The sequence below is a fragment of the Bacillus weihaiensis genome (assembly GCF_001889165.1).
GTDB classification, from domain to species: domain Bacteria; phylum Bacillota; class Bacilli; order Bacillales; family Bacillaceae; genus Metabacillus; species Metabacillus weihaiensis.
In genome coordinates, this window is sequence record NZ_CP016020.1 from 2,780,229 (window position 1) to 2,804,963 (window position 24,735).

Consider the following 24,735-nt stretch of genomic DNA (forward strand, 5'->3'; position numbering starts at 1 on the left):
AGCGTCTCCTTACCCTTTACTAAAGTCTTCATTCTATTATACTAGTTAGACAATTAAGTTAAAGAGTATTTCATACTCACTACTATTTTATAAGGCATAAAAAACGTGCTCCTCACTAAGAAGCACGTTCCATTTCTATTCTACAATATTAACAAAAATATCTTCTACAGCAGGCTCTTTTTCTATTAAACCAGCATTTTTCATCCAGCTTATTGTTTCTTCCCACTGTGCTTGATCTTGACTACCAAATCCACCTTCAGATTCCATGAGCGGTAATAATATATCTAAGCTTTGAACTTCTACATCCTCAACCAATGGGAAGTTTGCTTCATCTTGATTACTTAATAAAATGGATAATGCCTCTTCTGGATTCTCTGCTGTGAATTCATACCCTTTAGTTGCTGCACGCCAAAAGGCTTCGATACTTTCCTTTTCTTTCTCCCATGTTTGATCACTTGTAACAGCTACAAGCTCATAATAGCTAGGGATCCCATGTTCAGTTGGATTAATGTTTCTCGTTTCATGTCCTTCATGCTTTAGAACAGGTACTTCATGATTAATGTATGCACCAATAACAGCATCTACTTTCTCACTCACAATAGATGAGCCTAATTCAAATCCTACATCAACCATTTTCACTTTTTCTGGATCTCCACCATCTTCTTTCACCATTGATTGAATAAGAGATTCATTTAAAGGAATACCAGGGTAGCCAACTGTTTTCCCTTCTAAGTCCTTCGGTGATTGAATATCACTGTCTTCCATAAAGATGATTCGATTTAACGGAGAACGAACAATTGCACCAACTGATTTGATGTTCACATCTTGATTTGCCCTTGCCATGATGACATCTGGTTGATAGGATATCCCTACTGTTACTTTCCCTGCAGCAGCTAGATTAATAGGGTCCGTTGGGTTTGCTGGAAATTGAAGGTTCACATTAAGGCCCTCTTCCTCGAAATAGCCTTTTTCTTGTGCTACATACAAATAACTATGCACAGCATTTGGATACCAGTCTAGCATAACACTTATATCCTTAACTTCTTTTTTTCCTTCCTCCGTACCACTTGTGCTTTCTCCATTCGAGCATGCACTTAGCAACCCTAGTACAAGACTTAACAAAATGACCATTCTTTTTTTCATTCTGATTTCCTCCATTTTAATGTTCTTTTTTCTAGTAAACTAACACTTACAAAAAGCAAAATACCTACAGCTGATAGGATTATTATTGGAGCGAATACACCTGCCCCATCAAACTGAGTCATCATTCTTCTACTGAAATAGCCTAAGCCTGCTTGAGCACCTATCCATTCTCCTATTGCTGCACCAATTACACTCATCGTAACCGCAACCTTTAGACCAGAGAAAAAATGAGGCGCGCTACCTGGTACCTGAAGCTTAAAAAACAAATCCTTCTTACTAGCTCCCATCGTTAACAATAGTTCTCTATATTCCTTACTCGTTGCTTTTAATCCGTCATAGGTGTTGACTGTAATTGGAAAAAAAGTAATTAAAACGGTTACCACTACTTTGCTCCATATTGAATATCCGAACCAAAGCACAAAAATCGGCGCCAAAGCAATAATCGGAATTGTTTGTGATGAAATCATTAGTGGATAAAACGTTTTTTCTACCGTCCTATTCACACTCATCCATACAGCTAACCCCACTCCACATACAATTGACAACATCAAACCAATACCAATGATTAAGAGTGTTGCCGGTAAATGTTCGAGAAAGAGTGGTTCTTTCAGCTCCCACAGTTTTCGTAAAACATCTGTAGGTGTTGGTAAAATAAACCCTAAATTGACTATTCGTGCACCAAGCTCCCAAGCTATGATGAACAACAGAACGAGCGATGCGGATGCACCATACTTCTTTATGAAAATCATGCCTTCACCCTCGCTCGCAATTCTTCTAACAGCTTTTCTTTTACTGAAATCACCTCTGGCTGATTTAAGTCTTTTAAGGTTCTTGGTCTCTTTAACGGGACCTTAACTTCCTTCAACTGTTTGACCGGAGTTTCTGTAATAATAAAAAGCCGATCGGATAAAAACAACGCTTCATTGACATCATGAGTGATAAATAGAATTGTTTTTTTCCGTTTTTGCCATTGAGCTAACAGCCATTCCTGCATGGATAACTTTGTAATAGCATCTAAGGCACTGAAAGGTTCGTCTAAGAGTAAAAGCGGAGTTCCATTTACAATGGTGCGTAAAAAAGAAACTCTCTGTTTCATCCCGCCAGATAATTCACTAGGGTATTTGTTTTCCACACCCTTTAAGCCAAATTCCTCAAGCAATGGTAAAACTTGAGTAGAGGCTTCACGCTTTTTCACTCCTTTAATTTCTAAGGGCAGGGTAGCGTTTTCAAGAATTGTTCTCCAAGGCAAAAGTAAATCTTGCTGTGGCATATAGCCTACTTGCCCAAGACGATTTGCTGCTAACACTTCATTGATGAAAATGTCTCCTTCTGTTGGCTGCTCTAAGCCTGTAATTAGTTTAAATAATGTACTTTTTCCAGATCCACTTGGACCAATAATACTAACAAATTCACCCTCATTAATAGTTAAGTTTACTTTTTCTAACAGCGAATTTTCATTTCCAGTGTAGGTAAAGGAAACATGTTGGAACTCTAGAGCAAACTTATTCATCAATTGGCCACATCGCTTCATTATAGGCCATATCCCAAAACATATATTCAAATCGTGTTGTATTAAGGAAGATTTCCTCTAATTTTGCAAGCTCTGCTTCTGGTTTACCTGCTGCAAGTTCATCCATTAAGTCGATACACCACGTAGCAAGTTCGCCGAATTCTTTAGAAGCATACATACTAATCCACTCTCCAAAAAACTCATGCTCACTAGCTCCTTCACGTCTACTTAAATCCTTGCCAATCTCCCAGTAACTCCACATGCAAGGTAAAAGAGCAGCAACAAGCTCTGCTAACGTACCATTTTGGCTAACGGCAAGCATATAATGTGTATACGCTAATGTCGTTGGAGAGGGTTTTGCTGCTTCAAGCTCTTCTTCGGATACACCAAATCTTTTGGCATACTGTCGATGTAACGACATTTCCTCTTCTAATGTGGAATGAAGCAAGCTAGCAAATTTCCCCATCGTTTTTAAATCCGTTGACTTTGCCGCCCCTAGTGCAAAAACCTTTGCGTACTCAATTAAATATAAGTAATCCTGTACCATATAAAATCGAAATTTTTCATGATTTAGACTACCATCCCCCATGCCTTGAACAAAAGGGTGCGCATGATTTTTCTCCCAAATAGGTAAAACATTTTCGTAGAGTCGTTGACTAAATTTCATTTTCATTTCCCCCTTTTTTTGTATGACACCATTCATAAATAAATGTTACCAAGACCTTTGTATAATCCAACAACTGCTTAATTGAAACTTGTTCATTAACAGAATGAGCAAACTCAAGAGTTCCTGGTCCATAAATGGCTGTCGGGATTCCTGCTTCTGCAAGCCAGCCTCCATCTGTTACAGTGGGTGATACATCAACGATAGCTTGATGTTTTAAAACTGCTTCATGTGCAGCTACTAATTTTTTGACAGCTAAGTGATTCTCATCCACTTCTAAAGATGGAAAGATTTCTCCTCTGTCTTCAATCATTGATTTGCCTCCCCATTCAAAGGTCGGCGGATTCTCTCTTAACCAAGGATCTGCATTTGCAACTTGTAAAAGATGCTCTTCAACTTCCTTTATGATCTGTTCATGTGACTCATTCGGATAATAGTGAACCGTGATCCAAAGGCGACATTCGTCTGCTACAAAAGCTGCATGTCTCCCACCTTCAATAACAGCTGGATTTATTGTGTTTGTTCCGGGGATAAACCCGGGGTAGCTTTTGGTAATTGCCCAATGCCGTTCAAGCTCCTGTATGCCCGCAATTATTTTCATCATCTTTTCAATTGCACTTGCAGCAAATAGATTTCCACCGGAGTGAATCATTTGCCTTCTTGTCGCATCATGATAGGTTTGCTTACTTTTTACAGTAACCCACCCTGTAATAACGCCACCTTGACCTTGAATATGTAAATCACTAGTATCTACCACAACGGCAAAATCTGCCTTATACCCTCTATTACAGCAATCCAGTGTTCCTGCTTCACCTACCTCCTCTCCAATCACAGATTGGAAAATCAGATCGCCTGGAAGCTCAATTCCCGCTTCGTGCATAAGCAAAATAGCAAACAAGGCTCCGGCTAAACCACCTTTCATATCCGCAGCACCACGCCCAACTATAGCTCCATTCCTTATAACAGGAATAAAAGGGTCCACCTCCCACTCCTCGTCTTCACTCACCTCCGCTACATCGATATGTCCATTTACTATTAAGCTCTTGTATTTTGTAGATGATTTTCCTTTTAATACACCCACTACATTTGGGTCATTCGGATAAACATCCCACATATCTATTTCAAAGTTCTTTTCATGTAGGAAATCTGCTACAAATTGTTGCGCTTGGCTTGTATTCCGAGCAGGAGGCGCAGGAGTTTTGTATTCAATTAGTTTTTTCACTAAATTGATTAATTCTTCTTCACGCAGATCAACTTGCTTGAGTAGGTCATCTAAACGTTCAGACATTGGTTTTTCCTCCTTTAATATTTGATGATCAAGAAAGAGACTCTCTTCTTACCACACTAGAAGAAGTGAGAAGCTCTTTCTTTTTGGACATAAAAAAACCACTTCTTAAGGAAAAGAAGTGGTTTGAACAGACAAATAGTAGTCTACTAGAAAAACGATATTTTCTCGAATGTACATTCAAACACCTCTTCCCTCCGCTAGTATTATCTAGATCAGGTAATAAGGGTCAAGACTTAATCGTCTCTCTCAGCTAAAGTGCTCCCCTAGTGGTGAAAACGTTATGAAGTTATTTTATTTTTAACATACTCTGATTCTTTTGGCAATAACTGAAATTCTTTTAAGTTAGTTATCTGTTTTTAGAAGCTTCCCTTTTAATTGATCTTTTTCATCTTCTAGCTTTTTAAATAAAAATCCAAAAAGAGACGCTAACACCTGCTGAAAGAGCATACCCACAACAACAGGTACAGCAACTGGTGCAGGAAAGTATTGAACAGCAATAACGGCACCAGCACTAATATTTCGCATACCTCCTGTAAACATCATCACAAGCTTAGTATCCCGATCTCTCTTGAATATGTGACCCAAAAGCCAAGCCAGTATGTAACCTAAAGCAGCAAGTAAAAATACGGTTATGATAATTTTCAGTAATGTCTCCCCTTCGCTTTTTAAGAAAGGCGCTACAACCGCCCCGTTAATCATAACGACTGAAGCTAATGCTACCTTAGAAAATGGGGCTAGTTTTTTTGAAGCTATACGACTTTTCCCTTTTGTTATTGAATGAATAATCATTCCAAATAAAGACGGAATCACCACCATATATAATAGTCCCATCATCATACTCAAAATGTTCATTTCAACCTTTTCACCTACTAAACACGCAAGTGCGTATGGCACTAATAAAGGAGATAAGATTGTATCTATTAAAATGATAGAAAGAGCTAAACCCATATTTCCTTTATAGATCGTTACCCAAATAAAACTCGTTATCCCAGTTGGAATAACACTTGCAAGCACAAGTCCTGTGATTGTCAATTGATCTTGAAATACAACCTGACCAACTGACCAAGCGATTAAAGGCATAAGAACATGTAGTAATAGTAAAACAACCACTATAGGGAACGGATGCTTTAGACTTGAGGTTAAGGAACGAAAGCTTGAGCTTAAACTCCCTGAAAAGGTCATAAACGCAAAAATAAATGGAATGAAAGAAGAGTAACCAACAAGTTGCTCAGTAAACAAAACCCCTATACCAACACTGAGTGGGGTGATAAACGGCATGAATTTTTCTAGCCGCCGATTTAAAGCTTCGAGCATTTCACATTCTCCTAATCTAATTACCAATCTCGTAAAGTAATAAATAAATTGTTGTACCGAAAAAATGCTACTCGAACTAATTTTATCATACATGATCTCAGTAGCTTTGCTTCCATAATAACAAAAACGAAAACCCCTTTATTAATTCCTATTATGCAGCCACCTTTTTGCATTGTTTTTTTCAACTAGCAGGGAAGACCATCTTTACAGTAAAAATACCACTATTTTACTTTTGTATTTTCCTTAGAGTAGTACAACCTAAGTAAGGATGCTTATTAGAAAATTAATTGATCTGATAAAAAAAGTAACGGAGCTGGCAAATACATTGAAACCAATTTTCATTACACTTATCTTATTTATTATGATGATTCCGATTTCCGTACGTACATATGCTTTTACGTCTTCTGTCTATCCTATAAGTTTTCAACCCCACTTTCAAGATTGGGAAACCGTCAATCAGCTAATTCCACGTCAGTCCATTTTCCCTGTCATTGATGTGGACTCAGGTAAAAGCTTTCTCGTCCAAAGACGTGCTGGAAGTGGACACGCTGACGTTCAACCTTTAACCAAACAGGACACAGATATCATGAAGAATATTTATCAAGGAAAATGGAGTTGGCATAGGCGAGCAATCTTTATTGTAGCAAATGATCAATTAATTCCCGCATCGATGCATGGAATGCCACACGGTGCAGGTGCATTAGCTAATGGCTTTTCAGGACATTTTTGTATTCATTTTCCCGGAAGTACGACACATGGTTCTGGGAAACCAGACCCCTCTCATCACGTGATGATTTTAAAAGCTGCGGGTAAATTTGACGAGTATGTAAACCATCTTTCACCACACGAGCTTCTTGATGCTTTTTTTGTAATAGTGAAAAATAATGACAAAGAATTGCTAAAAAAAGTTGTTCTTACTGAATATGATGCTAATAACCAGCTTCAAACTCTAGATAAGATAGAGGCCATACGATGGACGATAGATGACAATGCACAAGAGGTAAACGAATTCACAAGAAAGCTGGATGTTGAGGTTAAAATGTATGTGAAAGAAATCGGGCCAAGTAAGACTACATTATCTTTTTTTCTTATAAGAACCTCTCCAATAAGTGAGTGGAAAGTTGTAATTGATCCATTGAGTGACTTTTTAAGAGAAGTTGATTCATAAGAAACAGCTTCTCCTTCATTTAGCAAACTTGTTTTTAGAGCAATAAAGGATGTAATCATAAATAGAAGGCGAAGAATGAAAGGAAAGGTGGAGTACGTGATGAAATTGTTATTTGCTATGTACCTTTTGTTCTCTGTGCAACCAACCGATTTATCGGAAAATATCTCCATTCTTCATAATCAAAAGGAAGTGAAATCTTTACATAGATCCGAGCTCACCCTTTTTCCTAGTGATCAAGTCATGCTTGATTATAGTAAGGTTGATGAACTGTTAGATAGCATCGATTCTTCAACCTATAAACCTCCTATCAACGCCTATATTAATGAACAGCATCAACTAGTCAGTGAAGAGGTTGGCTATCGTTTAGATGAGAGGAAATTTCTTGAATTACTATACACTCGATATTTTTCAGGTGGCCCAGCAACGTTAAGGATCCCTTTACAGACGCTTCATCCTAGAGTCGACAGTGAGTTACTATCAAGTATTAGGACAAAACAGATTGGATATTATACAACCACTTTCAATACACGCAATAAACAACGCTCTCAAAATATTCGACTTGCCTCTCAAGCGATCAATAACCACGTCGTTTTTCCAGGAGAGATTTTTTCGTTTAATTCAGTTGTTGGCAAGCGTACAACAGAAAAAGGTTATTTGCCAGCACCGGTTATTGTAAAGGGCGAGCTATCTGAAGGTATCGGAGGTGGAATTTGTCAAGTATCGTCCACACTATTTAATGCTGTTGATTACGCGAAGGTGGACATTATTGAACGATACTCACACAGCCGCTCTGTCCCTTACGTCCCACCAAATCGTGATGCAACCGTTAGCTGGTATGGTCCTGACTTTACATTCAGAAACCAACACAACCAGCCAATCCTCATCCAATCAAAGATCTACCATGGCACCCTTTCCATTTCTATCTTCTCCTCCGATGCATTTGAATAGAAGTGGTGCCAGTCCCCCACCTCATTAAAGCAAGAAAGTAAACACACGATCTGCGACCACATGAACATTTTAACGCTTTACCAGAGTGGGGGCCTGGCACCTAAAAAAACCAAAAATAAAAACCAGCATCCCTAAGAGGGAACTGGTTTCAATTTAAAAGGTATGTGCCGCGATTGCCGCATCGTAGATTATAGAGTTTTAAACCACACTCCTACAAGTGGGTGTCTGCAGAGAATTTCATACCTTCCTCTACGTAATGAAGGCTTGGTATTCCGTCCTCAATGTAAAACTCCCTATTTCAGCTTAAAGGTTAAAACTTTATAAAAAATGCGTACAGCGCAGCTTGTATAGTTATAATACTAGATTCATTCGTCTAATGCAATAGGTAATTCTTCCAGTCATTGATTTTCTATCCTAACATACCTTTTAATTTACTCACAATCTCATCTGCTGGTAATTCCTTCTCTCCCCCACCTTGAACAAAAGAAGGCTTGCCGCCACCTTTACCATTTATCAATGCAAGAACCTCTTTTAGTGCAACGTTTAGATTCATTTCTATATTATCGGTTCTCGCAAGAACGATTTGGATCTTATCTTCTTGTTCAACAACAAATATAATAACTGTTTCTGTTCGGTTTTCATTCTCACTATGTATGATCGCTCTTGCTAATTGTTGTAGCTCCTGGATCTCCCGTCTAACAAATACTTTCGCAATGACCTTGTTATCCTTTTCTTCTACTAATTCCTTTGCCTCATATTGTAGAAGTCGATTCGTTAGCTCTTCTACCTTCATTTCTAACTCAATAGAAGTCTTCACCATTTTATCAGTTGCCTGAATCATCTCTTCTTGTGGAGCATTTAATAGACCTGTTAATTTTTCAATTACAGCATGCTTAGCCTGAAGCTGATTGAGAACTCTAGCACCACATACAAATTGTATCCGAATATGCTTCTTTTGCTTTTCCCAGCCTAGAATTTTCACTCCAGAAACCTGTCCAGTTGAATGAGGATGTGTTCCTCCACACCCATTGTAATCAATATCAGGAATAATCACTAAACGAATGTTGTCAGTAACGGAAAGCTCTTTCCTCAAATTATAGCCAGAAAGCTCCTCCTGTGAAACCCACTTCGTTATAATAGGATGATTCGCCAAAATCATTCGATTTGCAGCTAGCTCTGCTTTTTCAAGCTCTTCGTTAGTAATACTCGGAACCTCAAGATCAATCGTACAGATTTCTTTCCCTAAATGAAAACTGATTGTTTTGTAGCTCCACACATCTTCAAAAGCGGCGGATAAAATATGTTGCCCTGCATGTTGCTGCATATGATCAAATCGTCTTGTCCAATTTATTTCGCAGAACACATCATTATCCTCAGGAAATTCTTCAACATAATGGCGAATCTCCCTATTTACTTCCACAACCTCTACTACATTAACCCCATTAATCGTTCCTATATCACACGGTTGCCCCCCTCCAGTTGGGTAAAAAGCTGTTTCTTCCAATAAAATAAAAAGTCTTCCATCATCTGCTTTCTTCTTTTGGATAACCTTTGTAGAAAAAGATGATTTATAGGCATCTTCATAATACAATTTAGTTGTTGTCATTCTCACTCCACTCACCTTACATCCATTTTCTCCAACTATAGCATAACAGAAAGATAGCGTCATTACTCACATTACACAACCTCCTTGACGCCTTATCTACACCCAAACAACTAAAGTAATGGCATATTGATAACAAATAGTCCACATGAAAAGAAAAAGTAAAACAGAAACTAACTTGAACCATTATTTCCATCTAAAAGGAGGGTCAAAATTTGACAAACCAACAGGAACATAGAAGAAAATTTGAAATTGCACATGAATTAGGCATTCCACTTCACGAGGGGAACAACGGTGAGTTAACCTCTAAGCAAGCAGGCAAAATTGGAGGGAGAATTGGCGGCAACATAGTAAAGGAAATGATCAAGCAATCTGAGGAGCAGTTGAAGAATCACTTACCTAAATAATGTCGTCTATATTTAACACTATGCTAGAGTATTTACGTAATGGATGCTTTCTTAAAAGCAATAAAAGGTTTCACAATACAAAAACAGACCTTTTACTCTGTAAGGTCTGCTTTTTCCAATCTTTCAACTTTTTTACACATCGTTTAATAAGCTCTTTAAAAATCAAATCAATTTATTGGAGCTAGCTTTTTGTGTTTTACATTTTAAAATATAATAGGTTGCTGTTGTAATAATTTGGATTGTTAACCCACCTAGTAAACATATATTAAAAGAACCACTTCCTATTTGAGTTATACCTATTATTGATAATAATACCCCTATAAAGTTTATAAACCATAGTTTTCCCATGTCAAAACCCCATTTTCAAAATTGATGACTATACCTTTTAGCATAATAACAACTAGCAATATCATCTATAATGCGAAATATCCAGCTGATGTGTAAAACAATACATTAGATTGATTGATACATTTAAAAAACACTTAGTGGTATACTTCAACATGCTTCTCAAGCACTTGAAAAGTGTAACAATAGATTATAATGTACTAATGGTGCTTGTCATGTCTTCTTATATATGTCAGCATATTTATTCACCTTCTGCACTACCTGATTAAGTCAGAAGCATAATAAATACACAATAAGCAAAAGACTCCAGAAGCACTCCATGTTAGCATAAATTCTTTCGTTTTTCTCTCATATGTCCATTCATCTATACCTCTTATAAATGTAGTAATAAGCAAATAACCAAAGACCATAACAGTTAATGGAAAAGAAAATAGTATCGCAAATATTACCAATAAAATAAAAATCCATGAAAAAATTCGATCTGCTTTTTCCAATTTAATCGAATGGAATTCATATCTACCAAAAAAGCCTCTATTTTTTATCTTTAATCTTCTTCTCATAATAAATTCAACGATCCCACAGAATAGTAATACAAAAACAATCCACATAACCATCCCTCCCTATACCTAAAATATACCATTTAACCGAATCCACATCTATTATCTTTTTCACTTTCATTCATAAATTTCTTAACTATGTAAAAACTAACTTTAACCATAGGTTGATTAACGAAAAAAAAGAAAAGGGGATACAGGATGTTTAAAAGGGAAAAAGAAAAGCTACTCTCAATCATTTGGTTGAGTGTTGGCGGAGCGATTTTATCAAGTATATTTAGTTCAATCATCATTAGTTACGTTGTAACAATTAATAAAAAAATCAACAGGCTTTGATTTAGTAATTATTGATCTTTGAATGGAGTGCAAAGTATGACAACAATTTTTGAAGCAGTCAAGGATTTTTTGCAAATAAAAGTAGACAATGAACCAAAAAACCCACTTCATGTTGGTGAGGTCATGAGTTGTTGGATGTATTTAGCTTTAATGGACGAAGCAACTATTTATATTCAAATCGCTTTAAATACGACGTCAGATGACGAGGTCTGTCAGCTTTTAAAGCAAAGCCTCAAGCAATGTGATGTACAAGGAGAAAGATTTAAACAATTTATGAAAACGGAAGGAATTCATCTACCACCTACAAGTGAACAGCGCCCAAATTCTGATCCTACCGGTGTTCCATTAGGAACAAAAATGACCGATAATGAAATCATGAACGGACTTAGTATTAAAACGGTAGCGGCTGTTACTCATTGTGCAGCATCGGCAAGTCAATCGATTCGGAATGACGTAGGAGCCATGTTTACACAATGTATGCTAGAAAAAATGAAATTTGGCACGTCGTTAAAAGACGCGATGAGAAAAAGAGGCTGGATTAAAGTACCACCTTATTATTATCCACCTGGCATGCCGACTCAACATTAAAGCTTGACAGAGGTGAAAATGTACATAAAAAATGGCAGAAACCTCTTCTACAAAAGAACGCGTGAATTCAAAAAAGAATTCACGCTTACTTCCTGCTTACTTCAACTCAACTCGAGCCTCCCCTTCAATCCAAGAAGGATAAAAATTCAAATCTATTTTTATTGGGTTTACATGCTGTCTATCTTTTAAGTGTATTCCAATCCTATGGTATCCACCTTCATGCCCTTCCATCATTCCACCTGTCCCTTCTATTAATTCACCATTCGCATCTGTAGCCTCTCCAAAAATACTGAAATGAAATTCTTCTTTTGTATTCAGTGTAAACCATAAGTCTCGTCCTACAAGCTCTACGTTTGATAATAAATCCCCTTTTGGCTGCTCGATAATTTTCTTTTGAGCGGTATCCACTAAGACATAATCATGATCTTTATCAATAGCTTGAATTTTATTAAAGACGATTGATAATGATTTAGGTTCCTTAAAATAATTACTCTGACTATAAAGTATCACTTCATCCTTGCTAATATTTGAGGAAGTAATCCCATTTGAAATCTTTGACCATTCTTCTCCATTTTCGTCTACTAATCGAATATCCTCAAAGCTTAAAAGTCGCTTCGTGTTACTCTCATCCATCTTAAGATGAATGGCCACTCGCAACGGGGTTATTGTTACTTCTTTTACTGTGATTTTTTGATTTTCGATCATGACTGTCTCATTTGGTTGGAATATTACTGGCTTTACAACTTGATTTTTCGCCGTAAAGGGAACATTAAATGTAACTTTTTCTCCGCTTATCATAGCTTCTACATCTAAAACAAATTCTTCTTCGCTAATCGGATTTCTTAAGTAATACTCAATTAAATCCATATTACCCTCTGAAGGATTTCCATAGGATAACGAATCGTACTCAATTTCATCTCCATTCTTAGTCGTAAGCTTTACTTTCCTGATATCAATGTCCTTCATTTCCAAATCATTACTAGTTTGAATGGAATAAAAAATAAACATTCCTTCCGTATCCTTTATCACTGATTCTACTGTTAGCTTTAGATCTCCTTGTTGATCAATCGCTCCAATATGCTGTGCATAATCATGTTCAAATGCAGATTGAAGTCCTTTATCATCCTGAATGAGCTCAACAAGCTTATCCATACCAGGAACATGGGAAAGATAGCTCGCGAAGGTTGGAGAAACACGAATGCTAGTTAATAGACTTATGAAAAGAATGGCTGCAGCTACACTAGACCATATCCAGGTTTTTCTATTACGTTTTACAAGTTGCTTTTCAGGTGTCTGAGTAGCCCTTTGAAAACCTTCTATCAAAGCTTGATCAATTTTATCCATTGGTATATCTAGCTCATCATATTTGTTTTTCCATTCTATCAATTTTTCTTCCTCTGGATTAAACACTTTTCCACTCTCCCTTCACTTCTATTTGACTTCTTAATGATTTTAACGATTTATATAACCGTGTTTTTACTGTTCCTTCAGGTACTTGCAGCATTAAAGCAATGTCTTTTATTTTCAGATCATGAAAATATTTCAGGAGGAGTAACTGCCTTTCATTTTCATTAATTCTCCCCATTGCTTCTTCAATCTCAAGAAAGGAGTAGTCATCAAGCTCTCCTTGCCAATCTAGAAACTCATCACTAGCAACCAACCGTCTGTTTTTCTTTAATATGTCCACACAGTAATTCATCATCATTCTAATAATCCAGGTTTTTACATAAGCTGGTTCTCTTAGCTTACCAATTTCCTGATATGCACGAAAGGTTACCTCCTGTATCGCTTCCAATGCTTGATCTTCATTTTTCAGATAAGCATATGCTGTTTTATATAGATCCACCTTATAGCTGTGGATAATGTCTAGGAACGCATCATTCTCCCCATTAATTGCTCTTTTCACTATATCTATATCCATTTTAAAGTCCCCCCTTACCATCCGCTGTTATTTATTAGACTGTTTACACCGAAAAAAAGTTTTAAAAAGTTACAGCTTCCTAGTTTTTTTATCACTGTACTACCTGAACACTCCCTGAAACCAAGCGAATGTAGATGTAAGATCTCTCGGATAAGGTTCCAAAGGACAAAAGCAGCAGAAACAAAAAAGAAGCAAGCGCAAAGCTTGCTTACTCCTTCTTCCATTATACATATACTGGTATGTGTGAGAAAGTTATCATATCAAATAATCCCTTATCCGTTAGCTTTAATTCTGGGATGACCGGTAATGTTAAAAACGACAGGGTTAAAAATGGGTTAAAATCAGGCGAAAAGCCTAATTTTTTTAACACATCCTTCACCTTTACTAGCTCCTCATTGACTTCTTGAAAAGGTCGATTAGAAAATAGTCCTCCAATTGATAATGCAAGGGAAGCTTGAATTTTCCCTTTAGCTACGTATACAATACCACCCTGCATACGTTTTAGAGTATTGATAGCTAGTATCATATCCGCATCATTCGTACCTGCTACAACTAGATTATGTGAATCATGAGCAATAGTTGTAGCAATGGCACCTTCCTTCAATTGAAGACCTTTCACAATTCCTAAACCGATATTTCCTGTGTAATGATGTCGTTCGATAACGGCCATTTTTAATAAATCCCTCTCTAGGCTTGGTTCAAATACGGATGACTGTTCTGGGAACTCTTCAATAATTTTTTTTGTTATTAAGCTGTTTGGAATAATTTCGATAACATGTGCTTGTTTTGTTGTAAGCTTCAATTCTAAATGTTTTTCTGTTACTTCTTCAATATGAACTGTTTTTTGTAGACTATCAGCCACAGGGAAGCTTATATGAGGCATGGATCCTATAAACTCTCCATTGGAAGCAACTTGGTTCCCCGCCTTATAGACAGAAGTAATATGTAAATCTTGTAAGCTATCAGTCATAAAGAAATCAGCCTCATACCCCGGAGCTATTGCACCTTTAGTATGTAACCCATAGCATAGAGCAGGATTTAATGAGCCCATCGAGATGGCCATGATTGGATCTATCCCCTCTTGAATGGCAAGTCGAACATTGTGATCAATGCTACCTTCTTTTAGCAAGTCATCTAAATGCTTATCATCAGTACAAAACATACATCGAGACATATTGTACCTCGTTACAGCTGGAAGAAGCGCTTTTAAATCCTTCGCTACGGTACCTTCACGAATAAGCAAAAACATCCCTCGCTGTAATCGTTCCTTTGCTTCCTCTACAGTTGTTGCTTCATGATCTGTTCTAATTCCAGCGGCACGATAAATATTAATACCATCCGTGACAAGTCCTGCTCCATGCCCATCAATTAATCCTGGTAGCTTTAATTTCCTCATCATCTCTGCATCTCTCGTTTTCACAGCCGAAAAATCCATAACCTCTGCTATACCAAGCACTCTTTTATGAGATAAAAAAGGGCTTAAATTCTCAGCTGTTAATGTCGCTCCGTTGTTTTCAAATGCTGTAGCTGGAACACTAGAGGGGAGCATAAAGAAAATATCTAGTGGTACATCCTCTGAGTCCTCAATCATATAGCGAATACCTTCTTCTCCAACCACATTGGCAATTTCATGCGGATCTGTAATAACACTTGTCACTCCATGAGGGAGAACCACTTGAGCAAATTGTGAAGGTGAAACAAGTGATGACTCAATGTGTACGTGTGCATCAATTAAGCCTGGGCAAATGTATTGCCCCTTTGCATCAATCACTTCTTTCCCTTCATATTCTCCAATTCCTACTATTACTCCATTATGAATAGCTACATCATTCTCAATGATTTCTCCATTAAATACATCAACAATTCTCCCATTTTTTATCACACAATCAGGAAGTATTTCCTTACCTGCAGCAGAAATATAAAATTCAATCCATTCTTTTTTATACAAATAAAACTCCTCCTTTTTAAGAGAGGAAGGTGGAGTTATAAAGTCCTAAAAGGAAACACCATCATCCTCATAGTTAAACTATTTACGGTAGTTTGGTAGAAACTTTTGGGCCATTTCCACATTATTATATGAGTCGAATGACTAGTTATAGATTGTTAAATATTGTTCCTCATTGTATAGAGTGAAATTCCCTCTGTCAATTACCTTGTTACATTATCAACACACACTTTTTTCCCTTCCCAGAGATAGTCATATAACCATTTTACTTTTAGGAAGGTTACTTGCTTATACATCGCTAAACAATCTTTATATCCTATATTATTGACTTCACATCCTCCAACATCGAGAAAGGTTGTTTTCGTTATATGTTCACGTACATGACTAATGATTCTTTTAAAACAAGAAACACTCAGACTTCCAAAGAGATTGACATAAGTATTATTATTCCATCCCACAATAAATTCCCTTTAAATATGTTTACTCTCTATTCTCTTGAAAAACAACACTTTGACCTTTCAAAAGTAGAAGTTTTTTTATTAGACGATGCATCCACAGATCAAACACCTACACTACTAAATAACTATCATCCTGCCTTCCACTTTTACTATATTCGGTGTGAGAAAAATATCGGTCGCGCTAAGATACGAAATCTAGGTATCCAACATGCTATAGGGAAAATCATTATTTTTCTTGATGCTGAGATGTATGTAAAACCAACTTTTATTCGTAATCATTTTTTCTATCATCAACATAAAGACAATTTAATAGTTACCGGAGCTATGCGCTGTAAAGCATTATATTCATGTATATATCCAAGTTTTCAACCAGAACAACTTCATGATATCAAGGAGATCATCAAGGAAGATTCAGAACTTTCATTACGTTTTTCACAATGGCTTAACACATTAACAGAAGCATATCCTTTACTTACATTTCAAGACTTTGATAATGGAGATTTCGAAATAGTAAGCTTTGAAAAATCATCATGGTTTACCCTCATTCCAGAGCAATACGGTCCTGAATTAGAAGGATTCTCCTTCCCTTGGATGGCTTTTTTAACTGGGAATGTCTCATTGAGGAAGAATCTTTTAGATAAAGTTGGTGGATTTGACGAAGAGTTTGTTCTTTACGGTTATGAGGATTGGGAACTTGGCTACCGCTTATTTCATTCGGGTGCGGTCTATATAGCAAGCGACAAGGTAAGTAGCTTTCATCAAGAACATCCTATCAGTTCAGATAAGTGGCATGAAGCAATCGAAAATTATTATCTTTTCCTAACAAAACATCCGGATATTGATGTGCTTTTTTTAGGAATTGAGCTAAGTCAACTTGCAAGTTTAATTGAAATGAACGATATACTCATTGAATATCGATCTTTGCTGGAAAACCATTTAGAGGAATACTTAGTGTTTAATACACTATTCATCCAAATTCTTGTAACGATTGTTTTATTGTTAAAAATAGACTGTATGCATATCAATATTTTAGGTGCAGCGGGATTTACTGAAAAACAGAGGAATGATCTGATACAAGAGCTGAGTAAACTGAAAAAGTTAAATAGTTACAACAAGTTAGCTGCATTCATTGGAAAAATCATTTCCAGTTAAAACCAAAGTGGAGGAGAGCCAGATGAAAGTATCCATTATCACCAGTACCATCCGGGAGAAATTCTTGGAAAATATTTTTAATAATTATGACCAACAGCTATGGAATGAAAAAGAACTAATTATTATCCTAAATAAAGATAAGATGAACCTTAGACTATGGCAGGAAAAGGCAGAGAAATATCCAAATGTTCGAGTATTTCAACTCCATGAGGGAGCCACATTAGGGGATTGTCTTAATTTCGGTATATTGAAGGCTCAATATGATTATATTGCTAAATTTGATGATGATGACTATTACGGACCGAAGTATCTTTCAAATTCCATGGAAGCATTTAAAAATAAAGAGATCTCCATTCTTGGTAAAAGTTCTTATTACGTATATTTTTCAAATCAGAAAGCACTAATGCGTATTCAAAACAAAGAAAATACGTTTGATGATTCTGTTTCAGGAGCTACTCTTATTTTTAGAAAAGAAGTATTCAACAACGTTCAATTCCAAAAAAGAACAAGAGCAGAAGACTACTATTTTATTGTAGACTGCAAAAAGAAAGGTTATAAAATATTCACAACATTTAAAGATGATTTTGTTGCCATACGATATGATAGAGAAAATCACACATGGCAAATCACTGACGAGGATTTTCTCACATGGGGGGAGGTCGTTACTTATACAGATGATTTCAAGTCTTTTCTTCCCCATCTTACTTAACAGCTTTCTCTTATTAGAGAACACCTGCTTATGAAATAAGACACAAATGACTAGTTAATGTTCGTACATTGTCATCATTTGTGTCTCAATGGACTTCCCATTTATAGCTTTAGGTCTAACTTTACCTACACTAGGAATACTGTTATCTGCGAACAACATTCACCTGTACCTGATAAGTCCAGAATATATCAGCATTCAATGAACCTTGTTAATCCTCTGATTCATTAGTGGAGGTTTGTTCCGTATCATTATTTACTCTCCCTAACTTTGGAAGTTCATTCTGAATTAGATCATTTAATAAATTTTTTAACGCTTCTTTTTTAGGATTTTTATTTCCTGTAATCTCTTCAACTTGTTCCTCTGCCTCTAACTCTGTTTCCATTTGTGCCAAAGAATTATTTGTGATAACACGTTCTTTACCAAGGAATAACACATTTTCAATTGGCAACAAGAGTTTATTGTTTGCTGATTGAATAAGTAAGCTTTCTAGCTTTCCGTCCTCTAAATTAAAAAAATAATCAGAAATGGTACCCGAATGCTCCCCACCTGTTGTGATTACCTGTGAACCAATTAAAGAAACCATTTTATTTAAATAAGGAATATCGTCTAATCCTAGAATCGAAGCTTGGTTTTCAACCATAACGGCGAATTCACCCACTCCGGTAATCTCATCATACGACAATGCTTTAAATTGAACTTGCCAATCGTCCTGCCCGATAATTAAATAATTAACCGAACTTTCGTCAGGATTAATTAACAAGTCTTTAATAATCCCCAGTTGTTTTCCGTTAGCTATACATATAACCGGTAAATGTAACAATTCTTTAGCCTTTTTCATTTTTTAGCCCTCCATTTTATAATAATACAGATAAAAACACGTTCACCATTGGCAAATGAAAAACACTCTACATAGGTAACTGTATTTTTATATGAATGTTTGGGCATATATGTGCCATTCTATTCTTACTTTTAAAATTTCACTCAAAAGTTACATTAGAGAGTAGGTCTTTCTTTGTATTGAAAGGCTGTTTTCTCATGTTTGTTTCTTTCTTAAAAAACAAAAAAGTACATGATCCTCTGTTTATAAAGGGAGAGCAGCTCTTTTTTTGAATGTCTTTAAAATGAATACTTACTAGCAACAAAGTCTTTTAGAAGAATCGCTTATAAGACGTTTCCAGAAGGAAAAGGCCGAGAATGTTTGAAAAGGATTGGTGGAGACAGCTAACGTGAATTAATTCAGGAGTAATTTACATAAGCGTACAGCAAAAGGGCTTCGCATAGTTGCTAGCCCTTTAATTTATTAGTTCGCATTTTCAATTGCTTTTTCTAATGTAGATGTAATAGATACTTTTTCAAACGAAATGCCAAGTTGAATGGCTGTTTGTGCGATTTCAGGGCGAATACCTGATAAAGTCGTTTGCACACCCAGTAAGCCTAAGCTTTCAATAATTTGAAAAATTTGTTGAGCAACCATCGTGTCAATCATCACCACACCAGAAAGATCGATAAATAGGTGTTCAATATTCTTCTTAGCACATTGAGAAAGTGTGTTCTCCATAATATATCTAGCACGATCCGTATCAATGTCACCAACTAACGGCAACACAGCCGTACTTTTATTTAATGAAATAACTGGAGAACTCAACTCCTTTATCATTTCCTGTTGCGCTATAAGTCTCATTTGTGAATATTTATCATGCTCTTCGGAGAACTTTGTCATCACAAGAGAAAATGCATGGATGATTAAGTTTCTCCAATCATTAATTATTTCTTCAGAGAATTCTTCTCCAAATTCTGTAACAAAACGTTGAAAATGGATTAAATATTGCTCCTGTGTTCTGAAAAATTCACGGAATATGTAATGAATTGGTGTTTTTAGATGATTGTCATCCTTTGCAATTCCTGTAATCCAATCTTGAAAATTCTCAAGCGCATCTCGATCATTTTCTAAAAACAGCAAGCAAAAGCGCTTATGAAACTCATGATTTTCTTCTTTAAGATATTGAATAACCTTAGGATCGTTCGTTGAATATATGCCTGTTGGGTCGCTTTTATCCAAAGAGTTATACCATTCTTCCGTTAATTCCCATGTCTGATTAAACATATACTGATATAATCGTTTATTCGCTTCCATGTTCATCCTGCTTTCTCACAAAATAATTAATTAATGGATTAGTGCTACTACCTAAATCCTAACTTACTATATTTCAAGAGTAAAAGAAAGCTTTAAGATGCTAAAAGGTGCCTGTCCCCCAGCACTTTAAAGCACTGAGGGCCAGGCACCTTCTTACAGAGGTTGACGTTTATACTTTGCGTTTTATTGGCTAACTTTCACAACCGTTCTCCCTCTTACCATACCTTGTAGGATAGTCGGGAGTACCTGTGGTAATTCCTCTAAAGTGACTTCGTTTCCAATCTCCTGAATAGAATTTGGTTTTAAGTCTGTTGCAAGACGATTCCATAATTCTATTCTGAGCTCTCTTGGACAGTAAACCGAATCGATCCCCAATAAATTCACTGAACGAAGAATGAATGGAATAACTGTCGTAGGTACTTCTGAGCCACCTGTTAAGCCACTTACAGCTACAGATCCTCCGTATTGAATATTAGTTAGAATGGATGCTAACTGTTCACCGCCTACTGGATCTACTGCTCCAGCCCAACGTTGTTGACCAATCGGTCCTTTCTTCTCAGGCAGTACCTCTTCACGAGAGAGAATTTCTTTCGCGCCCAACTTTTTCAAATACTCATGCTCTGATTTTTTACCAGTACTTGCCACAACATGATAGTCACGTTTTGCCAGCATGGAAACAGCAAAGCTACCAACCCCGCCTGTTGCTCCTGTTACAAGCACAGAGCCATTAGAAGGAGCTAGTCCATTTTTTTCAAGCTGATGGATAGATAAAGCTGCAGTAAAACCAGCAGTCCCAATAATCATCGCTTCTTTCAAAGTCAAGCCATCAGGTAAAGGTACTACCCAATCCCCCGGTACACGTGCAAATTCACTATACCCTCCAAAGTGGGAAACACCTAGCTCATAGCTAGTCACAATCACTTGATCTCCTTTTTCATACCTTGAATCTTTAGACTCAACGACCTCTCCTGCTAAATCAATACCAGGTATAAAAGGATATGTTCGTACAACCTGTCCATTCGGAATACTTGCAAGTCCATCCTTGTAATTCACACTCGAATAATGTACTTTTATCGTCACATCACCCTCAGGTAAATCGTTAAAGGAAACCTCTTTTATTCCTACTTGAAAATCATTATCTGTTTTGTTAACTACTAAAGCACGGAACTGTTCATTCATTGTCATTCCTCCTTCGCTTGTTACATCTGTTATACACTAGCATGATTATTTAAAACCGGTCAATTAAAGTGACTCCGGTTTCTTCACTTAAAAATCCTGTTTAGAATAATTGATATAAGAATCACTTTTAACTGGGCTGTGAGCATACCTTAGCTTTAACAATTTACTTAAATGTTGTCATTAAATATCTTATCACTTGCACGAGAGCTTCTGATAAGTGAGCAATACACTCCCTGCACAAAGGAGATCAACCGATATTTCACTTTCTAAAAACGTTTTCGCTTAGATTGTTGTTAGTTAAAAGTCCCAAGTATCGAATGTTTAACCTATGTATGGAAAAGCCAACAAAGAAGAAGAAAAGCTACAATCGTACGAAAACTGAAAAACTGACCCATATAAAATAGTGACCTCATAAGAATTCCATTTTAATAACCAAGCTATTCAAAAGAAGCAAAAAAAAATGACCTATCACTTAGGTCAAGACATTAAACACCTTTTATTATGGCCCCGCAATCAAAGCATGCTTGATTTTTACCATTCTTTTTTGCCTTATATAATAATTCATCCGCTTGCTTTACTACTGTATAAGAAGATTCATAACGATTAATCCCCTTAACTAGCCCAATACTCATTGTTACAGAAAAGGTTGTTTGATCATCTGTAAACGTTAATTGATTTAATTCTTTAAAAATGCTATCCAGGTAGGCCATTATTGTGATCCTATCATCTGTATAAAAAACAAGGGCAAATTCTTCTCCCCCATAGCGAAAGCAATCACCAACTGAAGGTGGTACTGTTTTTTTCAGCATTTCTCCAATCTTCATTAATACTTGATCACCTGTAACATGTCCATACTGATCATTAACCTGTTTAAAATTATCGATATCTGCTAGTACAACCGACATCTTCGTCGTATTCTTATTCATGAAAGCTTGTTTTAAAGTATCTTGAAAGTGGCGATGATTATAAAGACCAGTTAAATAGTCGCGAATCATTAAGTCTTTATATCTTCCTTGTAACCTATAATGATACCTTTCTCTATTCACAATTAACGCACCAAAGAACCCAATAATAAATAGGAACATTGTATTTAGAATAAAGATGAAGAAAGAAAACGGTTGTAACGGGTAGTCTACTATAAATAGACCCACATAACTCAAGATCATTCCTACACAAGAAATAACAGCCCCTTTTATGCCCCAATAAATCGTAGCATGCATGACAATTAAGTATGAGATAGGAAATAATGGACTAGTTACACCACCAGAAAGAATAAGGAGCCACATCAAAGCGATATAATCAAAAAGAATCCCAGCCTTCATGATAGATGTAAAGATTTTATGATCATGACTCACTTTTGCTAGAGCAACTTGTGAACAAATCATGTAGATAATGCCAAAAATCAATAAATAGTTAAAGGTTTGGACGTTAAATTTTGCAATTTCTGCAATAGGTCGAAAATTAAAAATAAGAAAAGCTAGTAATAAAAAGATCCATCTAAGCAATGAGAATATTTGTTCAGTACGATAATCAGTTAACAAAAAGTGATTTTTCTTCATTGAAATTCTATTCCTTTTCCATTAATCTATCAACACATATGCCTCTATGATTAGACTATTATACCACACGTATCAAAGGCTCCTATTGGATAAATAATACAAACATAAAGAAAGATAGTGTGTGGTTGATTTAACTTACATTCTGTTCAATACTTTTAACAAATTCATTATGTAGTACCCTATACATACTTAACGTATGAAGTTGAAAATTGGATCACTTTTACAAAACTTTTTTATATAAAAAAGATGCGAACATTCACATCCTCTTATCTATCGGCAACAATCACTTTTTTGTTTCGTGCAAAATTTTTTTAGAGAATACGAGAAGCAAAACAAAGCCAAGTGGTAACATTAGTTGATTGAATTCCAGAATAAAAGCACTGACCAAGATAGACACGTATAGCCTAAGTGCTACTATTTTCATATAAAGACCATTATAGTGATCATACTAATCATAAGCTGAATGAATCCATGTAGAATACACCTCTTAAACTCCAGTAAAAAATGATTTATATTTTTTTCGCAAACAAGACTCTATCTTGACTCAACCCATCATAATGCGAAAATACAAATACTCCATCAACAACCTTGTCCCCTCTAGCCATATCAAATCCCATTTTCTTATGAAAAGCTATCGACGATTTATTAACAGGAGATGTAATCGCACGAACCGTAGTAATCCCTTTTTCCTTTCCTTTCTCAAAAAAACAATGATAAAGAGTCCGTCCAATATTCTTTTTTCGCACTAGAGGATTTACACCTACAAAATGAATATACGCTTCCTGCCTATGACTTTGAGAAAAGAACCCAATTAAGAATCCTACGATTTCCCCATTCTCCTCTGCAATAAAACTTGTTTCTTGAAAATGTATAAAAAATAATCTTGGTAGCATATCAGACATCTGCCTTCCTCCCCACCAATCATTCAATAAAGGTGATATGAGGTTAAAGTCAGCTCCGGTTACCGATCGAATGGTTACCATTGAAACCTCCACTTTTTCTACTAAAATTAGGTTTGCTTATTATTCATTTGTTTTAATAGTTCAATCATTTCTTCCTGTTTTTCAATAGATTTTCTCATCTTGCCTTCAATCGATAATATACTTATAAACACAATTATTAGTAGAACAATAATAAGCATTATGTAACATCTCCTAGTTAAAAAATTCTACTCCGAGCGATTATTCTTTTGTATAGATGCTCTTTCTTCTTTGCTACCCACTGACTTTTTCCATACGTGAGGGCATGGATGAGAACTAAAACTACGTATAAGGTCATGCCTTCATTATCATCATATCGTTGATAAAAATTCATAATAATTTCCCCATATAATATTCATCATAATGATGCCCTGATATGTAGAGAGAATTCCGTTTTGTTCCTTCTATTTTAAAGCCATGTTTCTTATAAAGTGTTAAGGCTACTTCATTTTTTGTCACAACCGTTAGTTCAAGACGTGTCATTTGATTGTTTCTCGCCCAGATTTCTACATTTTTTAATAATTGTGTTCCGATACCTTTACCTCTATAATTCTCCTTTATACCTATTACTAGATAAGCGGAATGTCTGTTTCGCTTAGCATTTCCTCCAATGGCAAGTAAATACCCAATTAGCTCATTTTGTAGCTCCGCAACGAAAATAATAGATTGGTCTATAGTATTCATTTCTTTTATTCTCTTCAAATGAAGCGCTTCATCAAGATTTCTCTCACCGGGTTCCCAAAGCATATAGGCTGAGCTCTCATCTACCTCTTTAAGTAATGTTGTAAATGCCCTTGTATCTGAAGGATTGATTTCTCTTATATTCACGA

Annotated in this window: 25 protein-coding genes, 1 other RNA gene and 2 riboswitches; of the genes, 7 read left to right on the forward strand and 19 right to left on the reverse strand. The window is 36.1% G+C overall.

The window, feature by feature from the left end:
• Nucleotides 1-135: 135 nt before the first annotated feature.
• The 6 genes from A9C19_RS13315 to A9C19_RS13340 all read right to left on the reverse strand — a co-directional run bounded on the left by A9C19_RS13315 (nucleotide 136) and on the right by A9C19_RS13340 (nucleotide 5,919).
• A complete protein-coding gene (locus A9C19_RS13315; RefSeq protein WP_275936439.1) occupies nucleotides 136-1,149 on the reverse strand; it encodes an ABC transporter substrate-binding protein in 1,014 nt (337 codons plus the stop codon).
• Nucleotides 1,140-1,892, reverse strand: coding sequence for an ABC transporter permease (locus tag A9C19_RS13320; protein ID WP_072580403.1), 753 nt, complete (start codon nucleotides 1,890-1,892; stop codon nucleotides 1,140-1,142). Before A9C19_RS13320 ends, A9C19_RS13315 begins: the two co-directional genes overlap by 10 nt.
• Nucleotides 1,889-2,653 carry an ABC transporter ATP-binding protein gene (locus tag A9C19_RS13325; protein ID WP_072580404.1) on the reverse strand — a complete coding sequence of 255 codons (765 nt, stop codon included), beginning with the start codon at nucleotides 2,651-2,653 and terminating at the stop codon, nucleotides 1,889-1,891. Before A9C19_RS13325 ends, A9C19_RS13320 begins: the two co-directional genes overlap by 4 nt.
• Complete coding sequence (tenA, locus tag A9C19_RS13330) at nucleotides 2,646-3,320, reverse strand: thiaminase II (RefSeq protein WP_072580405.1); 675 nt, start codon at nucleotides 3,318-3,320, stop codon at nucleotides 2,646-2,648. The genes A9C19_RS13325 and tenA overlap by 8 nt, the downstream gene beginning before the upstream one ends.
• Nucleotides 3,310-4,605, reverse strand: coding sequence for an acetylornithine deacetylase (locus tag A9C19_RS13335; protein ID WP_072580406.1), 1,296 nt, complete (start codon nucleotides 4,603-4,605; stop codon nucleotides 3,310-3,312). Before A9C19_RS13335 ends, tenA begins: the two co-directional genes overlap by 11 nt.
• A 172-nt stretch (nucleotides 4,606-4,777) precedes the next feature.
• A riboswitch (TPP riboswitch) is annotated at nucleotides 4,778-4,880 on the reverse strand.
• 67 nt (nucleotides 4,881-4,947) lie between these two features.
• On the reverse strand, nucleotides 4,948-5,919 hold the full coding sequence (locus A9C19_RS13340; RefSeq protein ID WP_072580407.1) for a bile acid:sodium symporter family protein: 972 nt from the start codon (nucleotides 5,917-5,919) through the stop codon (nucleotides 4,948-4,950).
• 325 nt (nucleotides 5,920-6,244) lie between these two features.
• Here A9C19_RS13340 and A9C19_RS13345 point away from each other — a divergent pair, with 325 nt between their 5' ends.
• Together A9C19_RS13345 and A9C19_RS13350 are read left to right on the forward strand one after the other, a co-directional pair.
• Nucleotides 6,245-7,087 (forward strand): hypothetical protein, encoded by an 843-nt coding sequence (locus A9C19_RS13345; protein ID WP_145925796.1) that lies wholly within the window; start codon nucleotides 6,245-6,247, stop codon nucleotides 7,085-7,087.
• Nucleotides 7,088-7,186: 99 nt separating this feature from the next.
• Complete coding sequence (locus A9C19_RS13350) at nucleotides 7,187-8,035, forward strand: VanW family protein (RefSeq protein ID WP_072581889.1); 849 nt, start codon at nucleotides 7,187-7,189, stop codon at nucleotides 8,033-8,035.
• 160 nt (nucleotides 8,036-8,195) lie between these two features.
• On the opposite strand, the gene ssrS is transcribed toward A9C19_RS13350, so the two are convergent.
• Nucleotides 8,196-8,383: non-coding RNA, 6S RNA (ssrS, locus tag A9C19_RS13355), on the reverse strand.
• 61 nt (nucleotides 8,384-8,444) lie between these two features.
• Nucleotides 8,445-9,641 (reverse strand): alanyl-tRNA editing protein, encoded by a 1,197-nt coding sequence (locus A9C19_RS13360; protein ID WP_072581890.1) that lies wholly within the window; start codon nucleotides 9,639-9,641, stop codon nucleotides 8,445-8,447.
• A 212-nt stretch (nucleotides 9,642-9,853) separates the two neighbouring features.
• Here A9C19_RS13360 and A9C19_RS13365 point away from each other — a divergent pair, with 212 nt between their 5' ends.
• The gene (locus A9C19_RS13365; protein ID WP_072580408.1) at nucleotides 9,854-10,045 is read left to right on the forward strand and encodes an alpha/beta-type small acid-soluble spore protein; all 192 of its coding nucleotides are present in this window, start codon (nucleotides 9,854-9,856) and stop codon (nucleotides 10,043-10,045) included.
• A gap of 602 nt (nucleotides 10,046-10,647) precedes the next feature.
• Here the strand turns inward: A9C19_RS13365 and A9C19_RS13375 are convergent.
• Nucleotides 10,648-10,998: a DUF4181 domain-containing protein gene (locus tag A9C19_RS13375; protein WP_072580410.1), complete on the reverse strand. Its 351-nt coding sequence runs from the start codon at nucleotides 10,996-10,998 to the stop codon at nucleotides 10,648-10,650.
• A 147-nt stretch (nucleotides 10,999-11,145) separates the two neighbouring features.
• On the opposite strand from A9C19_RS13375, the gene A9C19_RS22455 reads away from it, so the two are divergent.
• Entirely contained in the window at nucleotides 11,146-11,280 is a 135-nt protein-coding gene (locus A9C19_RS22455; protein WP_267888722.1) for a hypothetical protein, read from the forward strand.
• A 36-nt stretch (nucleotides 11,281-11,316) separates the two neighbouring features.
• A complete protein-coding gene (locus A9C19_RS13380) occupies nucleotides 11,317-11,868 on the forward strand; it encodes a DUF3231 family protein (RefSeq protein ID WP_072580411.1) in 552 nt (183 codons plus the stop codon).
• A gap of 96 nt (nucleotides 11,869-11,964) precedes the next feature.
• Here A9C19_RS13380 and A9C19_RS13385 read toward each other — a convergent pair whose 3' ends face one another.
• The 3 genes from A9C19_RS13385 to ade all read right to left on the reverse strand — a co-directional run bounded on the left by A9C19_RS13385 (nucleotide 11,965) and on the right by ade (nucleotide 15,737).
• Nucleotides 11,965-13,278, reverse strand: coding sequence for a DUF4179 domain-containing protein (locus A9C19_RS13385; RefSeq protein ID WP_072580412.1), 1,314 nt, complete (start codon nucleotides 13,276-13,278; stop codon nucleotides 11,965-11,967).
• Nucleotides 13,271-13,789 carry a sigma-70 family RNA polymerase sigma factor gene (locus A9C19_RS13390; protein ID WP_083584377.1) on the reverse strand — a complete coding sequence of 173 codons (519 nt, stop codon included), beginning with the start codon at nucleotides 13,787-13,789 and terminating at the stop codon, nucleotides 13,271-13,273. The genes A9C19_RS13385 and A9C19_RS13390 overlap by 8 nt, the downstream gene beginning before the upstream one ends.
• 223 nt (nucleotides 13,790-14,012) lie before the next feature.
• Nucleotides 14,013-15,737: an adenine deaminase gene (ade, locus tag A9C19_RS13395; RefSeq protein ID WP_072580414.1), complete on the reverse strand. Its 1,725-nt coding sequence runs from the start codon at nucleotides 15,735-15,737 to the stop codon at nucleotides 14,013-14,015.
• A gap of 50 nt (nucleotides 15,738-15,787) precedes the next feature.
• Nucleotides 15,788-15,889: riboswitch (purine riboswitch) on the reverse strand.
• A gap of 213 nt (nucleotides 15,890-16,102) precedes the next feature.
• Here ade and A9C19_RS13400 point away from each other — a divergent pair.
• Together A9C19_RS13400 and A9C19_RS13405 are read left to right on the forward strand one after the other, a co-directional pair.
• Entirely contained in the window at nucleotides 16,103-17,344 is a 1,242-nt protein-coding gene (locus tag A9C19_RS13400; protein WP_072580415.1) for a glycosyltransferase family 2 protein, read from the forward strand.
• A gap of 22 nt (nucleotides 17,345-17,366) precedes the next feature.
• Entirely contained in the window at nucleotides 17,367-18,053 is a 687-nt protein-coding gene (locus A9C19_RS13405; RefSeq protein WP_072580416.1) for a glycosyltransferase family 2 protein, read from the forward strand.
• A 208-nt stretch (nucleotides 18,054-18,261) separates the two neighbouring features.
• Here the strand turns inward: A9C19_RS13405 and A9C19_RS13410 are convergent, their stop codons facing one another.
• From A9C19_RS13410 to A9C19_RS13435, 7 genes are all read right to left on the reverse strand, one after another.
• On the reverse strand, nucleotides 18,262-18,891 hold the full coding sequence (locus A9C19_RS13410) for a PRC-barrel domain-containing protein (RefSeq protein WP_072580417.1): 630 nt from the start codon (nucleotides 18,889-18,891) through the stop codon (nucleotides 18,262-18,264).
• Between the two features lie 462 nt (nucleotides 18,892-19,353).
• Complete coding sequence (locus A9C19_RS13415) at nucleotides 19,354-20,193, reverse strand: STAS domain-containing protein (protein ID WP_338022829.1); 840 nt, start codon at nucleotides 20,191-20,193, stop codon at nucleotides 19,354-19,356.
• Nucleotides 20,194-20,370: 177 nt separating this feature from the next.
• Nucleotides 20,371-21,366: an NADPH:quinone oxidoreductase family protein gene (locus tag A9C19_RS13420; protein ID WP_072580419.1), complete on the reverse strand. Its 996-nt coding sequence runs from the start codon at nucleotides 21,364-21,366 to the stop codon at nucleotides 20,371-20,373.
• A 485-nt stretch (nucleotides 21,367-21,851) separates the two neighbouring features.
• Complete coding sequence (locus tag A9C19_RS13425) at nucleotides 21,852-22,925, reverse strand: GGDEF domain-containing protein (protein WP_072580420.1); 1,074 nt, start codon at nucleotides 22,923-22,925, stop codon at nucleotides 21,852-21,854.
• Nucleotides 22,926-23,434: 509 nt separating this feature from the next.
• On the reverse strand, nucleotides 23,435-23,908 hold the full coding sequence (locus tag A9C19_RS13430; protein ID WP_072580421.1) for a GNAT family N-acetyltransferase: 474 nt from the start codon (nucleotides 23,906-23,908) through the stop codon (nucleotides 23,435-23,437).
• 26 nt (nucleotides 23,909-23,934) lie between these two features.
• On the reverse strand, nucleotides 23,935-24,066 hold the full coding sequence (locus A9C19_RS22460; protein ID WP_267888723.1) for a hypothetical protein: 132 nt from the start codon (nucleotides 24,064-24,066) through the stop codon (nucleotides 23,935-23,937).
• Between the two features lie 169 nt (nucleotides 24,067-24,235).
• Nucleotides 24,236-24,733 (reverse strand): GNAT family N-acetyltransferase, encoded by a 498-nt coding sequence (locus A9C19_RS13435; protein ID WP_072580422.1) that lies wholly within the window; start codon nucleotides 24,731-24,733, stop codon nucleotides 24,236-24,238.
• Nucleotides 24,734-24,735 lie beyond the last annotated feature (2 nt).

Excerpts from the sequence above, each read along its gene's own strand:
- A9C19_RS13320 (WP_072580403.1), bottom strand. The coding sequence starts at position 1,892 with ATGATTTTCATAAAGAAGTATGGTGCATCCGCATCGCTCGTTCTGTTG.
- A9C19_RS13325 (WP_072580404.1), bottom strand. The coding sequence starts at position 2,653 with ATGAATAAGTTTGCTCTAGAGTTCCAACATGTTTCCTTTACCTACACT.
- tenA (WP_072580405.1), bottom strand. The coding sequence starts at position 3,320 with ATGAAATTTAGTCAACGACTCTACGAAAATGTTTTACCTATTTGGGAG.
- A9C19_RS13335 (WP_072580406.1), bottom strand. The coding sequence starts at position 4,605 with ATGTCTGAACGTTTAGATGACCTACTCAAGCAAGTTGATCTGCGTGAA.
- A9C19_RS13340 (WP_072580407.1), bottom strand. The coding sequence starts at position 5,919 with ATGCTCGAAGCTTTAAATCGGCGGCTAGAAAAATTCATGCCGTTTATC.
- A9C19_RS13350 (WP_072581889.1), top strand. The coding sequence starts at position 7,187 with ATGAAATTGTTATTTGCTATGTACCTTTTGTTCTCTGTGCAACCAACC.
- A9C19_RS13360 (WP_072581890.1), bottom strand. The coding sequence starts at position 9,641 with ATGACAACAACTAAATTGTATTATGAAGATGCCTATAAATCATCTTTT.
- A9C19_RS13375 (WP_072580410.1), bottom strand. The coding sequence starts at position 10,998 with ATGTGGATTGTTTTTGTATTACTATTCTGTGGGATCGTTGAATTTATT.
- A9C19_RS22455 (WP_267888722.1), top strand. The coding sequence starts at position 11,146 with ATGTTTAAAAGGGAAAAAGAAAAGCTACTCTCAATCATTTGGTTGAGT.
- A9C19_RS13380 (WP_072580411.1), top strand. The coding sequence starts at position 11,317 with ATGACAACAATTTTTGAAGCAGTCAAGGATTTTTTGCAAATAAAAGTA.
- A9C19_RS13390 (WP_083584377.1), bottom strand. The coding sequence starts at position 13,789 with ATGGATATAGATATAGTGAAAAGAGCAATTAATGGGGAGAATGATGCG.
- A9C19_RS13400 (WP_072580415.1), top strand. The coding sequence starts at position 16,103 with ATGTTCACGTACATGACTAATGATTCTTTTAAAACAAGAAACACTCAG.
- A9C19_RS13405 (WP_072580416.1), top strand. The coding sequence starts at position 17,367 with ATGAAAGTATCCATTATCACCAGTACCATCCGGGAGAAATTCTTGGAA.
- A9C19_RS13410 (WP_072580417.1), bottom strand. The coding sequence starts at position 18,891 with ATGAAAAAGGCTAAAGAATTGTTACATTTACCGGTTATATGTATAGCT.
- A9C19_RS13415 (WP_338022829.1), bottom strand. The coding sequence starts at position 20,193 with ATGAACATGGAAGCGAATAAACGATTATATCAGTATATGTTTAATCAG.
- A9C19_RS13420 (WP_072580419.1), bottom strand. The coding sequence starts at position 21,366 with ATGAATGAACAGTTCCGTGCTTTAGTAGTTAACAAAACAGATAATGAT.
- A9C19_RS13425 (WP_072580420.1), bottom strand. The coding sequence starts at position 22,925 with ATGAAGAAAAATCACTTTTTGTTAACTGATTATCGTACTGAACAAATA.
- A9C19_RS13430 (WP_072580421.1), bottom strand. The coding sequence starts at position 23,908 with ATGGTAACCATTCGATCGGTAACCGGAGCTGACTTTAACCTCATATCA.
- A9C19_RS22460 (WP_267888723.1), bottom strand. The coding sequence starts at position 24,066 with ATGCTTATTATTGTTCTACTAATAATTGTGTTTATAAGTATATTATCG.